Origin of the sequence: Aurantimonas sp. E1-2-R+4, from assembly GCF_036549515.1 — a bacterium.
Classification (GTDB): domain Bacteria; phylum Pseudomonadota; class Alphaproteobacteria; order Rhizobiales; family Rhizobiaceae; genus Aurantimonas; species Aurantimonas coralicida_A.
The window spans coordinates 14,067-31,619 of the sequence record NZ_JAZHLK010000025.1 but is presented as its reverse complement, the minus strand read 5'-3'; the positions used below and the strand labels follow the sequence as shown (position 1 = coordinate 31,619).

Below are 17,553 nucleotides of genomic sequence, written 5' to 3'. Positions count from 1 at the left end.
GATCCGATTGTTAAAATAATTTGCCAATATCCAGATTTTGGCATAAATTTGGACCACAAAAAGAAGATTTGGAGTCGTCCTGATCATGGCAAATCAAATTGGCTCAGCCGAAGTCGCCGCCTTGCTGCGGCGCGAGATTCAGAACGGAAGCCGCGCGCCGAAGGATCGGTTGCCGCCTGAGCGGACAATGGCCGAAACCTTCGGGGTCGCCCGCGGAACGGTGCGCGAAGCCCTCAATCGTCTGGCAGAGGAGGGGCTGGTCGAGGTACGCCCCGGAAGCGGAACATATGTGGCATTCGAGGCGAAGGAGGAAGCCAATCCGGTGGTCGAGAACGCGCGGCCGCTCGAATTGATCGATGCGCGTTTCGCGCTGGAGCCGCATATCTGCCGCCTCGCGGTCCTGCATGCCCGAATGCAGGATCTGGAAGAGATGGAAGAGCTTCTCTCCAAGATGGAAGCCCGCGTCTCCGACCCCGTCGCCTTCTCGGCCGCGGACCGGGATTTTCATGTCCGCCTGGCGCATATTACGGGCAATTCCCTGTTGATCTGGATCGTCGGTCAGATCAACTCCGTGCGAAATCAGGAGCAGTGGCTGCAGATGCGTCAACTCACACTCGATGAAAGCACGATCGCGCAATACAACGTTCAGCACCGCCAGATCGTCGATGCAATTCGTTCGCGCGAGCCGGAGCGGGCGGCGACCTTAATGAAGCAACATCTCGAAACAGCGCGGCTCTCGCTCACCCGTGCCGCCGCGACTTAGGCGTTCGCCGCGGTTTGCAGCCAGTTGATGTAGAGCCGCTCGGCGATCTGATTGAACGCCGCCATTTCCGCATCGCAGTCCGCTATCAGCCGGGCGGCGCCGCCCGGCCCGAGCGCCGCCTCGAGTTGGCTTTCATAGGCTGGCACCGCGGACCAGTTTCGAGCCGTTTCCGGCTCCGCTTCCGCATGAAACTGGAGGGAATAAGCCCGCGGCCCCCACTGCATGGCCTGCACCGCGCAGGCCGGCGAAGTGGCGAGGCATTTGGCGCCGGGGGGAATTTGCTTCACCTCGGCACCATGCCACTGAAGAGCCTGGAACCGTTCGGGAACGCCATCGAAGAAAATCCCCGTGGCGCCGCCTTCAGTCAACTGCACTTCGCCGATGCCGACTTCCGCCGTCTCGGCGGGGCCACAGGCGCCGCCAAGCGCTTCCGCCAGGAGTTGATGGCCGAGACAGATGCCCAGGAACGGCATGCCGTGGCCTTCGACCGCCTCGCGTATCAGGGCCTTTTCCGCGCGGAGCCAAGGGTGAGTGTCCTCTTCCCAGACATTCATCACGCCGCCCATGACCCAGAGCGCGTCGAATTCGTCGAACGGCGGCGGATCGTCCCCTTCCTGAAGCTGGATGGCGCGCCATTGGTGCCCGTCCTCTTCCAGAAAGGCGCGAAAGGCACCGGGATGTTCCATGCGCTCATGCTGCAGCACCAGTACTCTCATCGGGTTCCCTCCCTTTGGGCGTACCATTCGGCTCCTGCCGAGTTCTGGTCTTCCCGAAAAACAATCACTTACCACCCGCCAAACCGGCTTGCTTGTCGGGTCACCTGCATAACATCATGTGCAACATGGCGGTTGAAGTGGCGATCTTGCAGCATCTCACCAAACGCAATGGCGTTTGGCGGTATGTCCAGCGCGTGCCCGAGGGCGTCCGTGATGTCTTCCCTTTCACTGGGACAATAATCCCTGCGAACCAAGGTGGAACGACGTGCTCGCGAGGCTGCCGGTAGCGTCCGGAAGTGGTGGAAATTCCTCGCCCAGATTGGGTGTTAGACTAAGGAGGTGGCCCTCGATGTGGTTGGATACGGTGGAGTTGCGGACGTCAACCTGGCCGACACGGAGACCCCGATGACCGCGACGACCATGCCGCTGATCGAGCTTCTTCGGAAGAATGACGAGGGAGATTTTCTGCGCGCCGTGAGCGAAGCCGTCCTCCAGCTTTTTGATGGTACACGATGTCGAGGGCCAGATCGGCGCCGGACGGCACGAGCGGTCCGATGGCCGGCGGACCTATCGTAATGGGTATCGCGACCGTGAACTGCACCCGGAACCCGCGATTGATCTGCACCTCGCCTCGGTCGTCGATCCACGGCACTCGGAAGATGATCTGGCGCTCGGGTTCACAAATCCGTTCGATCCGCGCCTCGTCAGCATATTCGGGATGTTTCGAGATGACGGGGCCGAGACTGTCCAACACTTCGTAGACGGCCCGATGGAACTCCTGTTCACCGGCGTTGCGGTGCAGGACCGTGCTCAGGATCGGTTGCAGCTTTTCATCAATCGCGTTCATGCACGGTCTTTCGGGAATGGACGGTCAACGTTTCGAACTCCTTATGGAGCTGATGAGAGTATTGCAGGCGTGTTTTCCGTCCGGATCCCGTGTCGACACGGTTCCGTTTACGGCCCACCAGCTTCCATGAGGATGGTTCGGCCGCGGCTCGCCGCTCGGATGTGGAAATTGCCGTGGTTGCTGTCAGTCGGAGGACGACACAAGGCGAGCTACGATGTCATGCGCTCGCCTCGAATCGCGGGAACAGCACGTTGTTCTCAAGGTGGATATGTTCCATCAGATCATCCTTGAACTGCTCCGCTCCGGCGTAAAGCGCCTGCCACGACCGGCAGGCACCGCCCGGCAAGGTATAGTCGTCGGTTATCCGCGCCACCCGCTTCAGAAAGGCGCCGTGAGCATCGTGATCGTGGCGCATTTCGGTGATCGGCGCATCCAATTGCCCCGTGGCCTGCCTACGCATGGCTGGAAACAGGATCAATTCTTCCTTCTTCATGTGCACCTCCAATTCGCCCATGATCTGTTGCAAGGCGTTGGCCAGCCCTTCCGGCGCGTTCGGGTGGGCGGGCAGAGAGTTTGCGGTAGCCCATGGCCCGCAGTTCGCGGCTCAGCGTTTGCACGCTTATGGGGATGCGGAACTCCTCGAACACCCATTGCGCCAGATCTACGAGCCGCCAGCGCACCACCCCGTCGACGGCCGGGATCGGGCCCGCCTCAAGCTTGCCCGCCAGAGCCTGCCGCTCGTCCGGCCCTAGCCGCCGAGGGCGCGCCGGGCGACTTGCGGTCCAGGAGACCGTCCAGGCCCTCGGCGTTGAAACGCACGACCCAGTCCCGCACGATCTGGCGCGTCACGTCTCCGACCTTGGCCGCATCGCTACGCGTGCCGCCCTCGTAGATCGTCGCCAGTGCCAAAAGCCGGCGGGTCTGAGATGCGTCCCGAGAACGCCGAGCAGCCTGACGAAGTGTGTTCGTATCGAAGTCAGAGCGAAGCGGAACCGGCGTGGCCATGGCGGACATCCTCCTGTTCGCCCCAATGAATCACATCAGTTCCGCGCCGAGAATCCCCTACGAGTCATAAAATCCGAGAGCTGGTATGAGGCGGATGAACTCTCGAGGGGATCGGACTTCAAGCCTGAGTGCGGGTGGATTTCGCAGTAGCGATCCCAACTGGGATCAGAAACTTTGCTTCTATAAGTTCTTGCAGCTGGATCTGTGGGCCACACCGGTGGTACACAGGTCGAATTGGCGCTTAGCGGAAACCCCCGCTATGTAGGCGTTTCAATCTTCTGGTCGCAGAGTCCCCCCTCTCCGCCACAATCCGCATAAATCATTGACGCGGATAGAGTATTTCAGCCATCGCCATCGCCATCGGTAGCCGTAGACCCTGGTACAGAAACCTGGTCCAGATGTAACGCGCAAGATCACATACACATTGGCGGGATTATCCGGGATTGGCCGGGATCAGGTGGGAAAAGCGTGTATCGACAGGGGTTTGAAGAGGGCCACGACCGCGCCACGTTGGCGTCTCTGATCAAGAGCCGCCGCGGGGTTATTCTAGATGTCGTCGACAAGGTCGAGGGCGGGCTGGTTGTCGTTAGGCGCGAACAGCGAAATGTCGAGGGGGATCGAGCCGTGGCGCCCGGCAAGGCTCACCAGGTTTCCGGCGGCCAGATCCCGCCGGCACATCGATTGCGGAATCCACCCCAGTCCGACACCGCTGCGGATGAGCTCGAGAACGCCCAACGTAAAAGCCGACTCGACCCGTACCCAACCCCCTTCCTGGACAAAGGGTTCGTTGAGACCGGTCCGTTCTATCAGACGACCGAAGTGGCTACTTTGCGGATAGCCGACGAGTGGCAGTGCCTTCCCCGTGCCACCATCCCCGTCGATCCGATAACGTAGCGAACCGCCGACGACCGGGATCAGCGTATCGCGCATCCAAATCCGGCGTTCGATCGATGCGTCGAAGGGCAGGGGCGGAAAATCCCGCGCTTCGTAGCACAGGAGGAGATCGGCTTCACCGTGCAGGAAAAGCGAGATGCAATCCTCGCGGTTCATCGTCCGCAGGCGCAAGGCGAGGTCGGGACTGCTGTCCTGGAAGCGATCGAGCAGCGAGGCAAACACATCCGTCGCGAGCGCATGTTGGGTTGCGAGGACCACAGTTTGCGGCCGCCCGCCCTGTGCGATGATTTGGCCGCGCAGACGCGACAATCGTTTGAGAAGCGTGCGGATCTCTGCTTCGTTCTCCGTCAGGCTGGCACGGAGAACGACGCTGTTTGCCCTGCGTTCGAGAAGAGGGACGCCGGCCCAATCCTCCAATGCCCGGATACGGCGGGAAAAGGCCGGCTGAGTGACATTACGCCGCGCGGCAGCACGACTGAGGGTTTTTTCCTCGAGCAAGGCCAGCGCGTCTTCGAGAAGCTTCAGATCCATGCGGCCCCACCCATACGTCCGGTATGAGTAGGCAAGAATATCGGCATTATCAATCCGGTGCACTCGCGGCTATCGATTCGCGGAGATCGAATAATCCCGAGGGGCGACTTCCCATGATGGCGAGCGAGACACCGAGCGCGGCCCACGGCACGATGAGGCGGCGCTGCGATGTGTTGGCCCGGACGTTGCAGACCTTTCCGAGGCTTGCTCTTGGACATCTGCCGACGCCGCTGGAGCCGATGGACCGCCTGAGCGAACATTTAGGGGGGCCACGTATTTGGGTGAAGCGAGACGACTGTACCGGCCTCTCCACGGGTGGCAACAAGACGCGCAAGCTTGAGTTCCTCATGGCCGACGCGCTGGAGAAACAGGCGGACTGCGTCATCACGCAGGGGGCCACGCAGTCGAATCATGCGCGTCAGACCGCAGCCGCGGCGGCAAAGCTCGGCCTTGCGTGCCACATCCTGCTTGAGGATCGGACCGGCTCGAACGACCGTCAGTACAATACGAACGGCAACGTCCTGCTTGATCGGCTCCACGGAGCCAGCGTGGCAATGCGTCCTGGGGGCGCCGATATGGCGGCGGCAATGGAGGCGCTGGCGGACGAGCTCAGGGCTGAGGGGCGCAGGCCCTACGTCATTCCCGGCGGCGGATCGAACCCCGTGGGCGCGTTGGGTTATGTGGCCGCCGCCGAAGAATTGATGCGCCAAGCGGATCAGATCGGATTCGCGATCGACGCGATCGTCCACGCAACCGGGAGTTCGGGCACGCAGGCGGGACTTGTCGCCGGCCTCGCGGCCTTGGAATCGGACGTCGATCTCCTGGGCATCGGCGTGCGCGCGCCGCGGGAAAAGCAGGAAGGCATGGTCTACGACCTTGCCTGCCGGACCATGGAACACCTCGGCGCGGGCTTCGCGATCGAGCGTGAGCGCGTGCGCGCAAACTGCGACTATGTGGGACCCGGATACGGTCTACCCACGGACGGGATGCGCGAGGCGGTCAAACTCCTCGCTCGGCTTGAGGGCCTGCTCTTCGATCCGGTCTATTCCGGCAAGGGGCTCGACGGGCTCATCGACCTCGTCGGCAAGGGGCGATTCGATGGCGCGCGCAACGTCGTCTTCCTGCACACCGGGGGCAGTGCCGCCCTGTTCGGCTACCCGGAGACATTCGACCTCGACGATCCTCAATCCTGAACAGCAAGGAAGTTCACTATGAGATATACCTCCGTCGTTCTCGCTGCGGTGCTCGCCGCAGGCACGGCCCTGCCCGCAGCGGCGCAGGAACTGACCGGAAAGCTCGCCAAGATCGCCGAGGCGGGCGAGATCGTGATCGGGCACCGGGAGAGCTCTGTGCCGTTCGCCTATCTGGACGAGAACCAGCAGCCGGTGGGGTACTCCATCGATCTGTGCATGAAGGTCGTCGAGGCCGTCGAGGAGACCGTCGGCAAGGACATCGAGGTCCGCTATGTCCCGGTTAATCCGAAAACCCGCATCGCGCTCATGGCCAATGGCACCATCGACCTCGAATGCGGCTCGACCACGAACAACCTCACCCGTCAGGAGCAGGTGGAGTATCTGCCGACCACCTTCATCACCGGGACCAAAATTCTGACGCGCAGGGATTCAGGCATCCAGTCGGTTGATGACCTGGATGGCAAGGCCATTGCGCTCGCCCAAGGCACGACGAACGAACGCGCCGTCAAGGCCGCGGTGGAGGAGAAAGGGCTCGATGTCAAGATTCTTCCCGTGCGCGACCACGCCGAGGGGATGCTGGCGCTGGAAACCGACCGGGTGGACGCTTATTCGACCGACCACATCCTGCTTTTCGGGCTCATCTCGAAGGCGAAGAACCCCGATGATTTCGCGGTGGTCGGCGACTTCCTCTCCTTCGATCCATACGCGATTATGGTGCCGCGCAACGACAGCGCCTTCGAACTCGCCGGCAAGAAAGCCCTCGCCGAGTTGTTCCGGTCCGGCGAAATCGATGCCATCTACGAAAAGTGGTTCGGGCCGATGGGCGTGGAGCAGACCGACCTGTTGAAGGCGGCGTTCCAGATACAGGCGCTGCCTGAGTAAGCAGCAGTAGCGGCGCCACCGTGTCTATTACCAGCGGGACGACCCGAAGATGAACTACAACTGGAATTGGGGCGTCCTGTTCGAGGAACCCTATCTGGAATGGCTCATTTCGGGCGTCCAATGGACATTCGCTGTGGCGCTCGCGGCTTGGGCCATCGCGCTCGTCGTGGGCGTCACCGTGGGCGTCGGGCGGACGCTGCCCTCCCGCCCGATTGCGCTGATCTGCACGGTCTACGTGGAACTTTTCCGCAACATACCGCTGCTCGTGCAGATGTTCCTGTGGTACTTCGTCGTGCCCGAGATCGTGCCCGAAGATGTCGGCCGCTGGATGAAACGGGATATGCCGAACCCGGAATACGTGACGGCGGTCGTCGCGCTCGGCCTTTATACCGCGAGCCGCGTGGCCGAGCAGGTACGCGCCGGCGTCCAGTCGGTCGGTAGCGGGCTGACCAGCGCGGCTTACGCCAACGGTCTTTCCGTCGCGCAGACCTATCGTTATGTCCTTCTACCCATCGCCTTCAGGCTGATCGTGCCGCCCCTTACGTCGGAATTTCTGACGATTTTCAAGAATTCGTCGCTTGCGCTGACGATCGGGCTTCTGGAGCTCACCGCGCAAAGCCAGCAGATTGCCGAGTACACGTTCCAGGGGTTTGAAGCCTTCACCGCCGCGACGGTCATCTACGTCTGCATCGCGCTTCTGGCCACGGTTGCCGCGCAGGCCATCGAGAAGCATACGCGCATTCCCGGCTATGTCGGGGGGGCGTGAGCGATGGGCGATTTCGACATCAGCGTCATCACGGACAACCTGCCGTTCCTTTGGCAGGGGCTGCAGCTTTCGCTGCTGCTGACCGGTCTCGCGATCATTGGCGGCATCGTCCTGGGAACGGTTCTGGCGCTGATGCGACTATCCGGCATACTGCCGCTGGCGCTTTTCGCGGCGGGCTACGTGAACCTGATCCGGTCCGTCCCGCTCATCCTCGTGATCTTCTGGTTCTATTTCCTGGTACCGCTGGCCTTGGGGCGTCCGGTCGGTGGCTTCCAATCGGCGCTGATCGCCTTCGTTATGTTCGAAGCGGCGTACTATTCCGAGATCATCCGCGCCGGCATCCAGTCGATCCGCAAGGGGCAGGTCCAGGCCGGTCAGGCGACCGGTTTGTCCTATTGGCAGATCCAGCGCTACGTCGTGCTGCCGCAGGCATTTCGGAACATGATCCCCATCCTGGTGACGCAAGGCATCATCCTGTTCCAGGATACCAGCCTCGTCTTTGTCGTCTCCTTGCGTGATTTCATGACGGTCTCGTCGATCATCGCGCGGACCGAGGGCCGGCTGGCGGAAATGTATATTTTCGCTGCCCTGGTCTATTTCGCCATCTGTCTCGCCGGATCGCTCTTCGTCCGCCGGCTACAAAAGGCAAAGCCCGCATGATCGACCTTCAAAACGTCTCCAAGTGGTACGGTGACTTCCAAGTGCTTGCCGACTGCACCACCCAGGTGGCTCGGGGCGAGGTGGTGGTGGTCTGCGGTCCCTCGGGTTCGGGCAAGTCGACGTTGATCAAATGCGTCAACGGCCTCGAGCCGGTACAGAAGGGCTCGATCACGGTGGACGGTATCGAGGTCACCGAACGCAGGACCAACCTGACCCAACTGCGCGCGCGAATCGGGATGGTGTTCCAACATTTCGAGCTGTACCCGCACATGACCGTACGGGAAAACCTCTGTCTCGCACAGGAGAAGGTGCTGGGACGCAGCCGGGCCGAGGCCGTGGCCAAGGCGGAAAGTCTGCTCGAAAGAGTGGGGCTGGCCGAACACATCGACAAACATCCCGGCGCACTGTCCGGCGGTCAGCAGCAGAGGGTCGCGATCTCGCGGGCGCTCGCGATGGACCCGATCGCCATGCTGTTCGACGAGCCGACCTCGGCGCTCGATCCAGAGATGATCAACGAAGTGCTTGATGTGATGGTCGAACTTGCGCGCGACGGCATGACGATGATCGTCGTCACGCACGAGATGGGCTTTGCCCGCAAGGTCGCGGATCGGGTGGTCTTCATGGATGAGGGTAGGATCGTCGAGGACCGACCCACCGAAGAGTTCTTCGGCAATCCCGAAAGTGAGCGGGCGCAGGAGTTCCTGTCGAAGATCCTCAACCACTGATGACCTCCGGGCGTTGGAGCTTCTGCCTCCAGCTCATACCCACACGCCGACGCGAGCTTTTCTGCATAGCGCCCTCCGACATGCGTCTTAAACGGCTGCCTCAAATGCCTCGGCCCGGGCTTGCGCGAAGAGCGCAGAGGCCTCAAGGAACTGCCGTTCGCCGAGAACATCATCGGATCGGTTCAAGCTCAAAATGACAATTGAAGATGAGTCTTGGGCGTGGTTACAGCAGTCGCTCGATCGGCATGTATCGTATCACGGCAGCCAGGACGGCCGCCGGACGTGTGATCCCGGGTTCTTGGCTGCGATTTGTGCGGCCATCGTGCCAGAAGAGCCGCCGTCCTTCGCGCGTGACACGGTAGGCAACGCTCGGTGATCGTCCGTCCTCCAGAAATGCGGCGGTGCGTTCGGCGAAACCCGACCCGTGTATCAATAGAACGACTTCGCTATTGTCTAACGCGGAGCGCGGGTCGAGGTTGAACGAACCGATCACGGAGAGACGATCGTCAATCACCATGACCTTGGAGTGCAAACTGGCTGCGACGTCATCATGTCTGTGACTGCCGGTGATGGAGCCGTGCAGCAGCGAGGCTACCCGGCGCACCGGTGCGTTGAGCTTGAGTTCGTGGATCGCGACACCGGCATCGAGCAAGGCAGGTCTGTATTTGGCGTAGCCTGCCTGTGCGGCGAGGACGTCGTTGGTGGCGAAGGAATTGGTCGTGACTCGCACCTTGACGCCGCGATCCACGAGCGCCGCGAAACGGCGCACGCCATTTCGACCCGGAATAAGGTAGCCGGATTCGATGTCGAGCGTTTGTTCGGCCGCGGCAGTCAGATCGGCGATACGCCTTGCGACCTTGCGATGGTCGGGGCCGGTAATTCCCGGATGGTCGTCCACAATGCTTGACGGGCACCAGACGAGATCGGCCAGCAACGCCCGGACCGAGGGAAGATCGGCGACCCGGGCGACGGCGCCAGGATCCGTCTCTCCGGCGTTTCCCAGGCGTTCGGCGCCGATCGCCTCGTCAAGCATCTTCAGGTGCCGTTCGATCACGGCCGATCCGGCCCGTTCCTCCACACCGAATGCAGAGGACGGCATGGCCAGTTCGCTGTCCCAGTATTGTTGTACCGACGCCCCCATGGCGGCTGCGGACGGACCGGCTATCAGCACGTCGCAGTCGCGGAAGTTCATGGTCTCCGCCAAACCGAAATACGCATTGCCGATGTTGCGTCCGCCCGTGATCGCGACGACGTCGTCGACGACAAGAGCCTTGTTATGCATGCGCCTGTTGAGACGTGCGAAGGCAAAGAACCAGTGCAGGAAGTAGGCGCGACGTGTCAGTGAGGCGTTGTAGATGCGCACTGTCACCTGCGGATGCGCTGCCAGCGTCTTGACCAGGGTGCGTGTGCCGCTTGCATGGAGGTCGTCGAGCAGGACGCGCACGCGAACGCCGCGCCCGGCGGCTTCGATCACGTGACGCGCCATCAGATGTCCGGCCAGGTCGCTGTGCCAGGTGTAGTATTGAAGATCGATCGTGTCGGCCGCAGCTTCAATGAGCGCAAGCCGCGCGGCGAGGGCCTTGGGTCCGTCCGGGAGAAGGTCGTGTCCGCTGTGACCCGTGTCGCGCGCGTTGTCTGGAGTGAGCGTCTTGACCAGGTCCCGCAGCGCTGACGGGCGTGCAGGGACGGCGCATGCCCCTTCGCGATTCAGGATGTCGCGCCGAATGTGGCGATAGCGCCGTTCGCCCAGCAGGACGAGACCGCCGAGTCCGAACAGGACGCCGAGGATCGCCAGAAGCCATTGCGTCATGTCGCTTCGTCCCCGATCCCAGACATCTCGGGCCCGAGAGCCGTCTGACCTGTGGAGAGAGGGTTCCGGTCACCGCTGATCTCGAACTCCGCCCAAATAGGCAGGTGGTCGGAAGCGATCCGGGCGAGCCGGTCGGCGATGACGGCGCAATCGGTGAGAGCGAGACGATCATTGTGGTAGATGCGGTCGAGCGGGGTCAAGGGCCGCCGGGACGGATAGCTGGGCCCGGTGGGAGTCAACGACATCTCTTTCTCGAACAGGCTCAGGCTGTTGGGAGTGCGCCCCCACCCATTGAAGTCACCCACGATAATCGCCGCGCGTTTCGCGTCCAGTTCAACTGCGGCGAGCAGCGCCCGCGACTGCCGATAGCGGTATCGGGCGAGCAGGCCCAAATGTGTGGCAATCATCCGCAGGGGAAACTCTCCGGCGGTCAAATCAGCAAGGACCGCTCCTCTCGGCTCCAGGCCGGGCAGCTCGAGACAACGTGTCTGCCGCACGTCGATGCGGTCGCCAACCAGCACGACATTGCCATGCCAGCCGAGGCCTGGCTCATCGTGGTCAAGCGCGGCGAGCCGAAGGCCGGTGCGTTCGTGAATCTTGGCCGCGTCGAAAATCGCCCGTCGCTGGTTGAAACGATAATCGGCTTCCTGCAACGCGACGATGTCAGCGTCCAACGACGCGACCAGATCGAGGATACGTTCCGGGTCCCGTCGTGCATCGCGACCGATCGCCTTGCGGATGTTATAGCTGGCAACCCTGATCCGCATCGTAACCTCGTCGCATTGCGTCCCCGCCGGCCTCCAGACATGTAGAACGAGGCAAGGCAAAACCAGGGCAACCGACGAAATCCCTGAATCGGTCGCCATCGCATGAAAGAGTCGTTGGACCTCACTGACGTCCATGCCGCCGTGCCAGCCCGTGAGATATCTTGCTCATGTGGTCACTGCTTGATGGTTGCTTGGCTCGAGCCGTCGCCAGGGATCTTCCTGTCGACACTTGCGTCCTATTCGGCCGGCTGCCCCGCAGGCTTGTCGTCTTGGGCTGCGACGTGGTGCGCATCCGGCGCATCCGGGGTAAACCGCGAGACGAAACGGCCCAGCTGATCGAGATAGGTCAGGATCACTGGCACCACGACGAGCGTCAGCAGGGTCGAGGAAATCAGGCCGCCGATGACCGCGTGGGCTATCGGGGCGCGTTGCGACCCGCCTTCGCGCTCGCGGTCGGCGGGGCCCATGATCCGTTGACAGGATGGCGGCGCGCGAGCCTTCATCGCTGATGGAAACATGGCGTCACGATCTTTTCTCCCTCGCGCTTTTCATCCGGATCTGCGAGGCGCACAGCATCACCCGCGCCGCCGAGCAAATGAACGTCGCCACCTCGGCGGTGAGCCGACGCGTCGCTCTCCTCGAAAGCGAGGCCGGGCTGCCGCTGCTAATTCGCAAACCGCATGGCGTTGAGCCGACCACAGCCGGCCTGCTCATGCTGCGTTATGCGCGCGACGTCATGCATCTTGGCCGGCAACTCGACGCCGCGCTGGATGATCATCGATCGGGAGCCAGTGGCCATATCCGGGTCTATGCCTCGAGTTCGGTCCTGGTGGAGTGTCTTGCCGCTCATCTGTCCCAATTCGGACGCGAATATCCGCGCATCAAGCTCGATCTGGAAGAGCGGCCAAGCGCCGACACTCTCGAAGCCCTGCATCGCCGCCAAGCCGATATCGGAGTGGTTGTGGCCGGCAGCGAGATGGGCGGATTGTCAAGCTTTGCCTATGCCAGCGACTCGCTTGCCGTGGCGCTTCCGAAAAACCATCGCCTCGCTGGGGCGGAGCGCCTGCGATTCAGCGAGCTTTTCGACGATGATCACATCGCGCTCGAGCCGGGAACCGCCGTGCATCGGTTGCTAGCGGAAAAGTCGCGCGCCTATCAGCCAGGGCCAAGAATCCGGGTGCAGGTCCGAAGTTTCGAGGTCATGTGCCAAATGATCGGCCAAGGCCTTGGGATCGGGATCCTTCCACGCCGCGCCGTTGGTCCGCTGGCAGCGGCCTTGGGTCTGACGCTGGTCGCTCTCGACGAGCCGTGGGCCGAGCGAAAATTCGTCATCTGCGTGCAATCGCCTGACAATCTCAGCGCGTCGGCCGATCGGCTAGTTTCATTCCTGCGCGAACAGGTGCAGCCCGCGCCTGAGGCGTGAAGCCCGGTTTCCCGGATTGCTGGTTCTCCCCATGCCAGACGCGAATTCTCCATATTCGAAATCTGACACCACGGAATTCTAATTCCCGGAAGCATTTTTTACCCATAGGCTGAGAAAGTCATTCGGACGTGATGCAGACGAAATTGGGACATTGACGCTTGTCACACTCCTCTCTCCCGGACTGGACAGGCCTTCAAAAGGAAGGTCGTGCGCGGCAAATCGCCCATCGCCAAGCGATCGCGGCCGATCTCGACCAGGCATTCAACCTGTTTGTCGAGCGTGAAGGCGGCGAGAGCGCGAATTCGGACGGTATCCTGGAGGGAATGCCCTACGCAGCCAAGGACATGTTCGATCTGCCGGGCCGGGCACCTCTGTTCGGTCTGGACAAGGCCTTGTCCGCGCCCCCGCGGCATCCGGCGGAAATTCTTCGCCGTCTCGATCGGGCGGGCGGGCATCGCATCGGGCTCACCCGGTTGACGTCGATCGCCTATGAGCCCTCGGGAGCGGGCACCGCGCTCAATCCATGGAACCCCGAGATGGCGCCCGGCGGGTCGTCGTCGGGCTCGGCCGCCGCCGTGGCCTGCGGGGCTGCTTTCATCGCTCTGGGATCGGACACCGGCGGGTCGTTGCGCATTCCGGCCCATTGCTGCGGCGTGACGGCGTGGAAACCGAGCCCCGATACGATACCGCGCAACGGCGCGGCGACCCTTGCGCCGAGTCTCGATACGATCGGCCTGATCGCCCGCAGCGCCCGCGATATTCTGCTGACGATGGACGCGACGCATCTTGCGCCCCCTTCCGGCGAAATCGAAGCGGAGCGCGCGAAGCCGGGCATCGCGATTGCGGTGGATATCATGGCGCTCGCCGAGCCCTCCGTCAGATCTGCTTGCGAGGCCGGGATCGCACATCTCTCCGGGCTTGGGTTTTCGCTACAAGACCGCGACGCGAAACCCGAAATCAAACGGGCCGGAGATGCGGCGCTGCGCGTTCTGCAAGGGGAGGCGGCCCGCCATTTCGCCCCCTCACTCGACGCCCTTTCCGCCAACCCGTCGCTGCGCCGTCGCCTCGAGATGGGGCTCAGCGTCGATGACGCGACCCTCGCTTCGGATCTCGCCGGGCGGAAGGCCGCGCGCCAGGAATTTCTGACGGCGGTCTTCGGACGCTGCGATTTCCTCGCGCTGCCGGTCATGCCGATCCGCACGCCGGCGCTCACGGAGGTCGACCCGGCCTCGAACGACTTTACCCCCCGCATCCTTTACGCCCTGAGTGCCTGGACCCTGTTCGCCAACTATCTCGGCCTGCCGGTTCTCGCCTTGCCGACCGGCTTCGACGACCGGAACATGCCGGTCGGCTTGCAAATCGTCGGCCGGCCGGGAAGCGATCGACGTCTCGTCGCGCTCGGCGCGGCGTTCCAGGCGGGTTCCGCATGGCATGGCCGCATGCCGCGCTTCGCCGGGCCGATCATCGAACAAGCGGAGAGAGCGGTCGCATGAGTGACGGAGCCCTGTCCCATTTGCGTGTTCTGGATCTGACGCGCGTTCGCGCCGGGCCCACATGCTGCCGCATCCTTGCCGATTTTGGCGCGGACGTGGTCAAGGTCGAGGCTCCGGTCGGCATCGATCCTAACGAGAACATGAGCGGGCCGCGGCACGGCTACGACATGCTGAACCTGCATCGCAGCAAGCGCTCGCTCACCTTGAACCTGAAGAAGCCGCAAGGTCACCATCTGTTCATGCGGCTGGTCAAGGACGCCGATGTCGTCGTGGAGAATTTTCGGCCTGATGTGAAGGACCGGCTCGGGATTGGCTACGAGGTGCTGAAGGCCGTCAACCCGCGGATCATCCTGGCCTCGATCTCCGGTTTCGGTCAGTCCGGACCTTATCGGATGCGCGCGGGATTCGATCAGATTGCCCAGGGTATGGGCGGCTTGATGAGCGTCACGGGACTGCCAGGTCAAGGTCCGGTCCGGGCCGGCATTGCGGTGGCCGACTCGGCTGCGGGAATCTACGCCGCCTGCGGTATCCTCGTCGCCGTCACCGAGCGGGAACGATCCGGCGAAGGGCAATGGCTGCACACATCGCTGCTGGAAGCGCAGATCGCGATGATGGATTTCCAGGCCGCCCGTTATCTGATCGACGGCGAGGTTTCGGGGCAGGTCGGCAACGACCATCCCTATTCGACGCCGATGGGTGTCGTGGAAACCGCCGATGGCTACATCAACATCGCCGTCGGCGGCGAGGGGCAGTGGCGGCCGTTCTGCGAGGCGATCGCTCGGCCGGATCTCTCCGATGGTGCGCAATACCGCACGCAAGCGGATCGGTTCGCCAACCGACCCGCGCTGATGGCCCTGTTGCGCGACGTCTTCAAGCAGCGGCCCTCCGCCGAATGGCTTGAGCGACTGGAGGAGCACGGCGTGCCGGCCGGACCGATCAATGGCATCGACGCGGTCTTCGACGATCCGCAGGTCCGTCATCTCGGCATGGCAGTGCCGATGGAGCACGGCGCACGTGGCCCAATTCGGGTCGTCGGGCAGCCGATCACCATGACGCGGACGCCCGCCGACATCCGGGCGCCGGCCCCCGACCCGGGCGAACACACGGATGAGATCCTCGCCGAAGCAGGGCTGACGGCCGGCGAGATCGCGGCGCTGCGACATGACGAGGTGATCTGACGCAATGGAGAACGCAACCATCCACTATGAACGCGAGGGGCATGTCGCGCGTCTCGTCATCGACCAGGAGCGGCGGCGCAACGCCGTCAACCTTGCGATGTGGCGGCTAATTCCGGACCTGCTGCGGCAGGCCGCGGCCGATCCAGATGTCCGGCTGGTGGTGGTAACCGGCTGTGGATCCGCCGCGTTTTCCGCGGGTGCAGACATTTCCGAGTTCGCCGCACTTCGCGCGACCGCAAGCGGCGTCGAGGCTTATGAAGTGGCTGTCACGGCCGCCCTCGACGCGTTACTCGGCTGCCCGAAGCCGACCATCGCCGCAGTGCGTGGCGTCTGCTTCGGCGGGGGCATGGAAATTGCGCTGTGCTGCGACTTGCGCTTTGCGGACGCCCAAGCGCGCTTCCGCATGCCGGGCGCCCAACTTGGCCTCGGCTACGCCTATTCCGCGGTGCGGCTGATCGCGGATCGGCTGGGGGCGACCGCGACCGCCGACATTCTGTTTACCGGGCGTGAGATCAGCGCCGCCGAGGCCGCAAGGCTCGGGATCGCCCAATGCGTGAGCGCCGCCGAAACGTTCGACGCCGACGTGGCGGCGGTGGTCGCGCGGATCGCCGGTAACGCGCCGCTGACGCTGCTCGCGGCCAAGCGGGCCCTTATCGATCTCGCCAGGCCCGATCATCTTCGCGATCGGGCTGCCGTCGATGCGCTTGTCGCGGCGTGTTTCGCCAGCGAGGACTACGCGGAAGGTCGGGCGGCCTTCCGGGAAAAACGCGAACCGCTCTTTCGGGCCGGTGCCGGGACGGCCCCGCAACAAGAGCCCTCCGACCTTTCTTCGGCGCAAAAGGTGACGTCATGAAACGATCCAGCATCCTACGGCACACGATCGGGCTGGCCGCGGCCGCCATCGTCGCCGTATCCCCCATGAAAGCCTTCGCTGTGGGCCCTGAGCCCGAACCCTTGTCGCCGCCGGTCGAACTCACGGTCGGTTATCAAAAGGTCGGCCACCTGGCCCCGATCACGCTGATCTCCGAGGACTTGAAGAAGCTCGGCGTCGATCTGAAGACGGTGGAGTTCGCCCGTTATGCCGACGCGCGCACCGCGCTCCTCTCAGGGTCGCTTGAAATGGCGACGGTCGGACCGGCCGATCTCGCCATCGCGCTGTCGCAGGGATCGACCAACATCGTCGGTATCATGGGCGTCGGTTCGTCGCCGAAATACGTCATCGGCCGCGAGGGCGTGAAGCTCGATTCCTGGGAAGACCTCAAGGGCAAGACCGTCGCCATCGCGCCGGGTTCGGCCGTCTGGTTCCAGTTCGCCGCGACCTTGACCGAACAGGGGATTCCCTATGACAGCTTCAAGGCGGTGAACATCCAGGGCGGCGGCGCCAATTTCGATCAGGCGCTGAAGCGCGGCGAGGTCGATGCCATCGTGACCTGGGAGCCGTTTGAATCGGTGCCGGTGATCGAGGGTTACGGCTATTTCGCCAAAGGACTAGAATACAGCAAGTCGGAATCGGTCGGTGCCGAACTCGGCATGGTCGTCGCCACCAAGGAGGCGGTCGACAACAAGCGCGAGGCGGTCGAACGCTTCGTCTGGGCCTATCTGAAGGCACAGGAGACGCTGGCTGCCGATCCGAAGGCTTTCGCCGCAGCCTATGCCGACCTGACCGGCCTCGCGCCCGACGTTGCCGCCGAGGCCGCCAAGCCGATCACGCTGGGCTCCGTCGTGACACCCGAGCAGATTGCCCGCCAGGCAAAGGCGTTCGCTGAGTTGGGCGTGATCCAGCGCGATGTCTCCGCGGAGATCGAAGACTATTGGGACGCCTCGCTCGTCAAGAGCGCCAAGGGCGAGTGAAGAGATGCCGGCGGCGTCGTGGTGCGCCGCCGCCGGCAAACTCGCCGCA

General features: G+C 63.0%; 17 protein-coding genes and 4 pseudogenes. 12 read left to right on the top strand and 9 right to left on the bottom strand.

All coding sequences use genetic code 11. The annotated features are described in order from the left end of the window. The first annotated feature begins 85 nt into the window (after positions 1 to 85). Positions 86 to 763, top strand: a complete 678-nt coding sequence (locus VQ045_RS12705) for a FadR/GntR family transcriptional regulator (protein ID WP_331830355.1) — start codon at positions 86 to 88, stop codon at positions 761 to 763. Here the strand turns inward: VQ045_RS12705 and VQ045_RS12700 are convergent. Further along, positions 760 to 1,479 carry a type 1 glutamine amidotransferase gene (locus VQ045_RS12700; RefSeq protein ID WP_331830354.1) on the bottom strand — a complete coding sequence of 240 codons (720 nt, stop codon included), beginning with the start codon at positions 1,477 to 1,479 and terminating at the stop codon, positions 760 to 762. The genes VQ045_RS12705 and VQ045_RS12700 overlap by 4 nt on opposite strands. Positions 1,480 to 1,884: 405 nt before the next feature. On the opposite strand from VQ045_RS12700, the pseudogene VQ045_RS12695 reads away from it, so the two are divergent. Continuing rightward, positions 1,885 to 2,077 (top strand): annotated as a pseudogene (locus VQ045_RS12695) (transposase); the annotation flags it as partial. On the opposite strand, the pseudogene VQ045_RS12690 reads toward VQ045_RS12695, so the two are convergent. The 5 genes and pseudogenes from VQ045_RS12690 to VQ045_RS12675 form a co-directional block, all read right to left on the bottom strand. Next, positions 2,060 to 2,326 (bottom strand): annotated as a pseudogene (locus VQ045_RS12690) (NADP-specific glutamate dehydrogenase); the annotation flags it as partial. The pseudogenes VQ045_RS12695 and VQ045_RS12690 sit on opposite strands and share 18 nt — an antisense overlap. 217 nt (positions 2,327 to 2,543) lie before the next feature. Next, a complete protein-coding gene (locus VQ045_RS12685) occupies positions 2,544 to 2,894 on the bottom strand; it encodes a hemerythrin domain-containing protein (protein ID WP_331830371.1) in 351 nt (116 codons plus the stop codon). Between the two features lies 1 nt (position 2,895). Further along, a pseudogene (locus tag VQ045_RS22010) lies at positions 2,896 to 3,006 on the bottom strand (winged helix-turn-helix domain-containing protein); the annotation flags it as partial. Positions 3,007 to 3,037: 31 nt separating this feature from the next. Then, positions 3,038 to 3,331, bottom strand: a complete 294-nt coding sequence (locus VQ045_RS12680) for a helix-turn-helix domain-containing protein (RefSeq protein ID WP_331830353.1) — start codon at positions 3,329 to 3,331, stop codon at positions 3,038 to 3,040. 546 nt (positions 3,332 to 3,877) lie between these two features. Beyond that, positions 3,878 to 4,756: a LysR family transcriptional regulator gene (locus VQ045_RS12675; protein ID WP_327624643.1), complete on the bottom strand. Its 879-nt coding sequence runs from the start codon at positions 4,754 to 4,756 to the stop codon at positions 3,878 to 3,880. A 152-nt stretch (positions 4,757 to 4,908) separates the two neighbouring features. Here VQ045_RS12675 and VQ045_RS12670 point away from each other — a divergent pair, with 152 nt between their 5' ends. From VQ045_RS12670 to VQ045_RS12650, 5 genes are read left to right on the top strand one after another with little or no spacing between them, the layout of a single operon-like run. Next, positions 4,909 to 5,949 carry a D-cysteine desulfhydrase gene (locus VQ045_RS12670; RefSeq protein WP_331830370.1) on the top strand — a complete coding sequence of 347 codons (1,041 nt, stop codon included), beginning with the start codon at positions 4,909 to 4,911 and terminating at the stop codon, positions 5,947 to 5,949. Positions 5,950 to 5,967: 18 nt separating this feature from the next. Further along, positions 5,968 to 6,831: an amino acid ABC transporter substrate-binding protein gene (locus tag VQ045_RS12665; protein ID WP_327624644.1), complete on the top strand. Its 864-nt coding sequence runs from the start codon at positions 5,968 to 5,970 to the stop codon at positions 6,829 to 6,831. A gap of 49 nt (positions 6,832 to 6,880) precedes the next feature. Next, positions 6,881 to 7,597 (top strand): amino acid ABC transporter permease, encoded by a 717-nt coding sequence (locus tag VQ045_RS12660; RefSeq protein WP_331830352.1) that lies wholly within the window; start codon positions 6,881 to 6,883, stop codon positions 7,595 to 7,597. Between the two features lie 3 nt (positions 7,598 to 7,600). Next, complete coding sequence (locus VQ045_RS12655; RefSeq protein WP_327624646.1) at positions 7,601 to 8,257, top strand: amino acid ABC transporter permease; 657 nt, start codon at positions 7,601 to 7,603, stop codon at positions 8,255 to 8,257. Next, entirely contained in the window at positions 8,254 to 8,982 is a 729-nt protein-coding gene (locus tag VQ045_RS12650) for an amino acid ABC transporter ATP-binding protein (protein WP_327624647.1), read from the top strand. The genes VQ045_RS12655 and VQ045_RS12650 overlap by 4 nt, the downstream gene beginning before the upstream one ends. Positions 8,983 to 9,205: 223 nt before the next feature. On the opposite strand, the gene VQ045_RS12645 is transcribed toward VQ045_RS12650, so the two are convergent. The 3 genes and pseudogenes from VQ045_RS12645 to VQ045_RS12635 all read right to left on the bottom strand — a co-directional run. After that, positions 9,206 to 10,792: a phospholipase D family protein gene (locus tag VQ045_RS12645; protein WP_327624648.1), complete on the bottom strand. Its 1,587-nt coding sequence runs from the start codon at positions 10,790 to 10,792 to the stop codon at positions 9,206 to 9,208. Then, on the bottom strand, positions 10,789 to 11,559 hold the full coding sequence (locus VQ045_RS12640; protein ID WP_331830351.1) for an endonuclease/exonuclease/phosphatase family protein: 771 nt from the start codon (positions 11,557 to 11,559) through the stop codon (positions 10,789 to 10,791). The genes VQ045_RS12645 and VQ045_RS12640 overlap by 4 nt, the downstream gene beginning before the upstream one ends. Before the next feature lie 236 nt (positions 11,560 to 11,795). After that, positions 11,796 to 12,002 (bottom strand): annotated as a pseudogene (locus VQ045_RS12635) (hypothetical protein); the annotation flags it as partial. A 65-nt stretch (positions 12,003 to 12,067) separates the two neighbouring features. Here VQ045_RS12635 and VQ045_RS12630 point away from each other — a divergent pair. The 5 genes from VQ045_RS12630 to VQ045_RS12610 all read left to right on the top strand — a co-directional run bounded on the left by VQ045_RS12630 (position 12,068) and on the right by VQ045_RS12610 (position 17,504). Beyond that, positions 12,068 to 12,982, top strand: coding sequence for a LysR family transcriptional regulator (locus VQ045_RS12630; protein WP_327624650.1), 915 nt, complete (start codon positions 12,068 to 12,070; stop codon positions 12,980 to 12,982). 158 nt (positions 12,983 to 13,140) lie between these two features. Then, a complete protein-coding gene (locus VQ045_RS12625; RefSeq protein ID WP_327624651.1) occupies positions 13,141 to 14,475 on the top strand; it encodes an amidase in 1,335 nt (444 codons plus the stop codon). Then, a complete protein-coding gene (locus tag VQ045_RS12620) occupies positions 14,472 to 15,653 on the top strand; it encodes a CaiB/BaiF CoA transferase family protein (RefSeq protein ID WP_327624652.1) in 1,182 nt (393 codons plus the stop codon). The genes VQ045_RS12625 and VQ045_RS12620 overlap by 4 nt, the downstream gene beginning before the upstream one ends. 4 nt (positions 15,654 to 15,657) lie before the next feature. Continuing rightward, on the top strand, positions 15,658 to 16,506 hold the full coding sequence (locus VQ045_RS12615) for an enoyl-CoA hydratase (RefSeq protein ID WP_327624653.1): 849 nt from the start codon (positions 15,658 to 15,660) through the stop codon (positions 16,504 to 16,506). Further along, positions 16,503 to 17,504: an ABC transporter substrate-binding protein gene (locus VQ045_RS12610; protein ID WP_327624654.1), complete on the top strand. Its 1,002-nt coding sequence runs from the start codon at positions 16,503 to 16,505 to the stop codon at positions 17,502 to 17,504. Before VQ045_RS12615 ends, VQ045_RS12610 begins: the two co-directional genes overlap by 4 nt. The last annotated feature ends 49 nt before the right edge of the window (positions 17,505 to 17,553 follow it).

Coding starts and splice junctions, on each gene's coding strand:
- VQ045_RS12705 (WP_331830355.1), top strand. CDS start 86: ATGGCAAATCAAATTGGCTCAGCCGAAGTCGCCGCCTTGCTGCGGCGC.
- VQ045_RS12645 (WP_327624648.1), bottom strand. CDS start 10,792: ATGACGCAATGGCTTCTGGCGATCCTCGGCGTCCTGTTCGGACTCGGC.
- VQ045_RS12675 (WP_327624643.1), bottom strand. CDS start 4,756: ATGGATCTGAAGCTTCTCGAAGACGCGCTGGCCTTGCTCGAGGAAAAA.
- VQ045_RS12665 (WP_327624644.1), top strand. CDS start 5,968: ATGAGATATACCTCCGTCGTTCTCGCTGCGGTGCTCGCCGCAGGCACG.
- VQ045_RS12650 (WP_327624647.1), top strand. CDS start 8,254: ATGATCGACCTTCAAAACGTCTCCAAGTGGTACGGTGACTTCCAAGTG.
- VQ045_RS12680 (WP_331830353.1), bottom strand. CDS start 3,331: ATGGCCACGCCGGTTCCGCTTCGCTCTGACTTCGATACGAACACACTT.
- VQ045_RS12620 (WP_327624652.1), top strand. CDS start 14,472: ATGAGTGACGGAGCCCTGTCCCATTTGCGTGTTCTGGATCTGACGCGC.
- VQ045_RS12655 (WP_327624646.1), top strand. CDS start 7,601: ATGGGCGATTTCGACATCAGCGTCATCACGGACAACCTGCCGTTCCTT.
- VQ045_RS12700 (WP_331830354.1), bottom strand. CDS start 1,479: ATGAGAGTACTGGTGCTGCAGCATGAGCGCATGGAACATCCCGGTGCC.
- VQ045_RS12660 (WP_331830352.1), top strand. CDS start 6,881: ATGAACTACAACTGGAATTGGGGCGTCCTGTTCGAGGAACCCTATCTG.
- VQ045_RS12630 (WP_327624650.1), top strand. CDS start 12,068: ATGGAAACATGGCGTCACGATCTTTTCTCCCTCGCGCTTTTCATCCGG.
- VQ045_RS12610 (WP_327624654.1), top strand. CDS start 16,503: ATGAAACGATCCAGCATCCTACGGCACACGATCGGGCTGGCCGCGGCC.
- VQ045_RS12640 (WP_331830351.1), bottom strand. CDS start 11,559: ATGCGGATCAGGGTTGCCAGCTATAACATCCGCAAGGCGATCGGTCGC.
- VQ045_RS12615 (WP_327624653.1), top strand. CDS start 15,658: ATGGAGAACGCAACCATCCACTATGAACGCGAGGGGCATGTCGCGCGT.
- VQ045_RS12670 (WP_331830370.1), top strand. CDS start 4,909: ATGAGGCGGCGCTGCGATGTGTTGGCCCGGACGTTGCAGACCTTTCCG.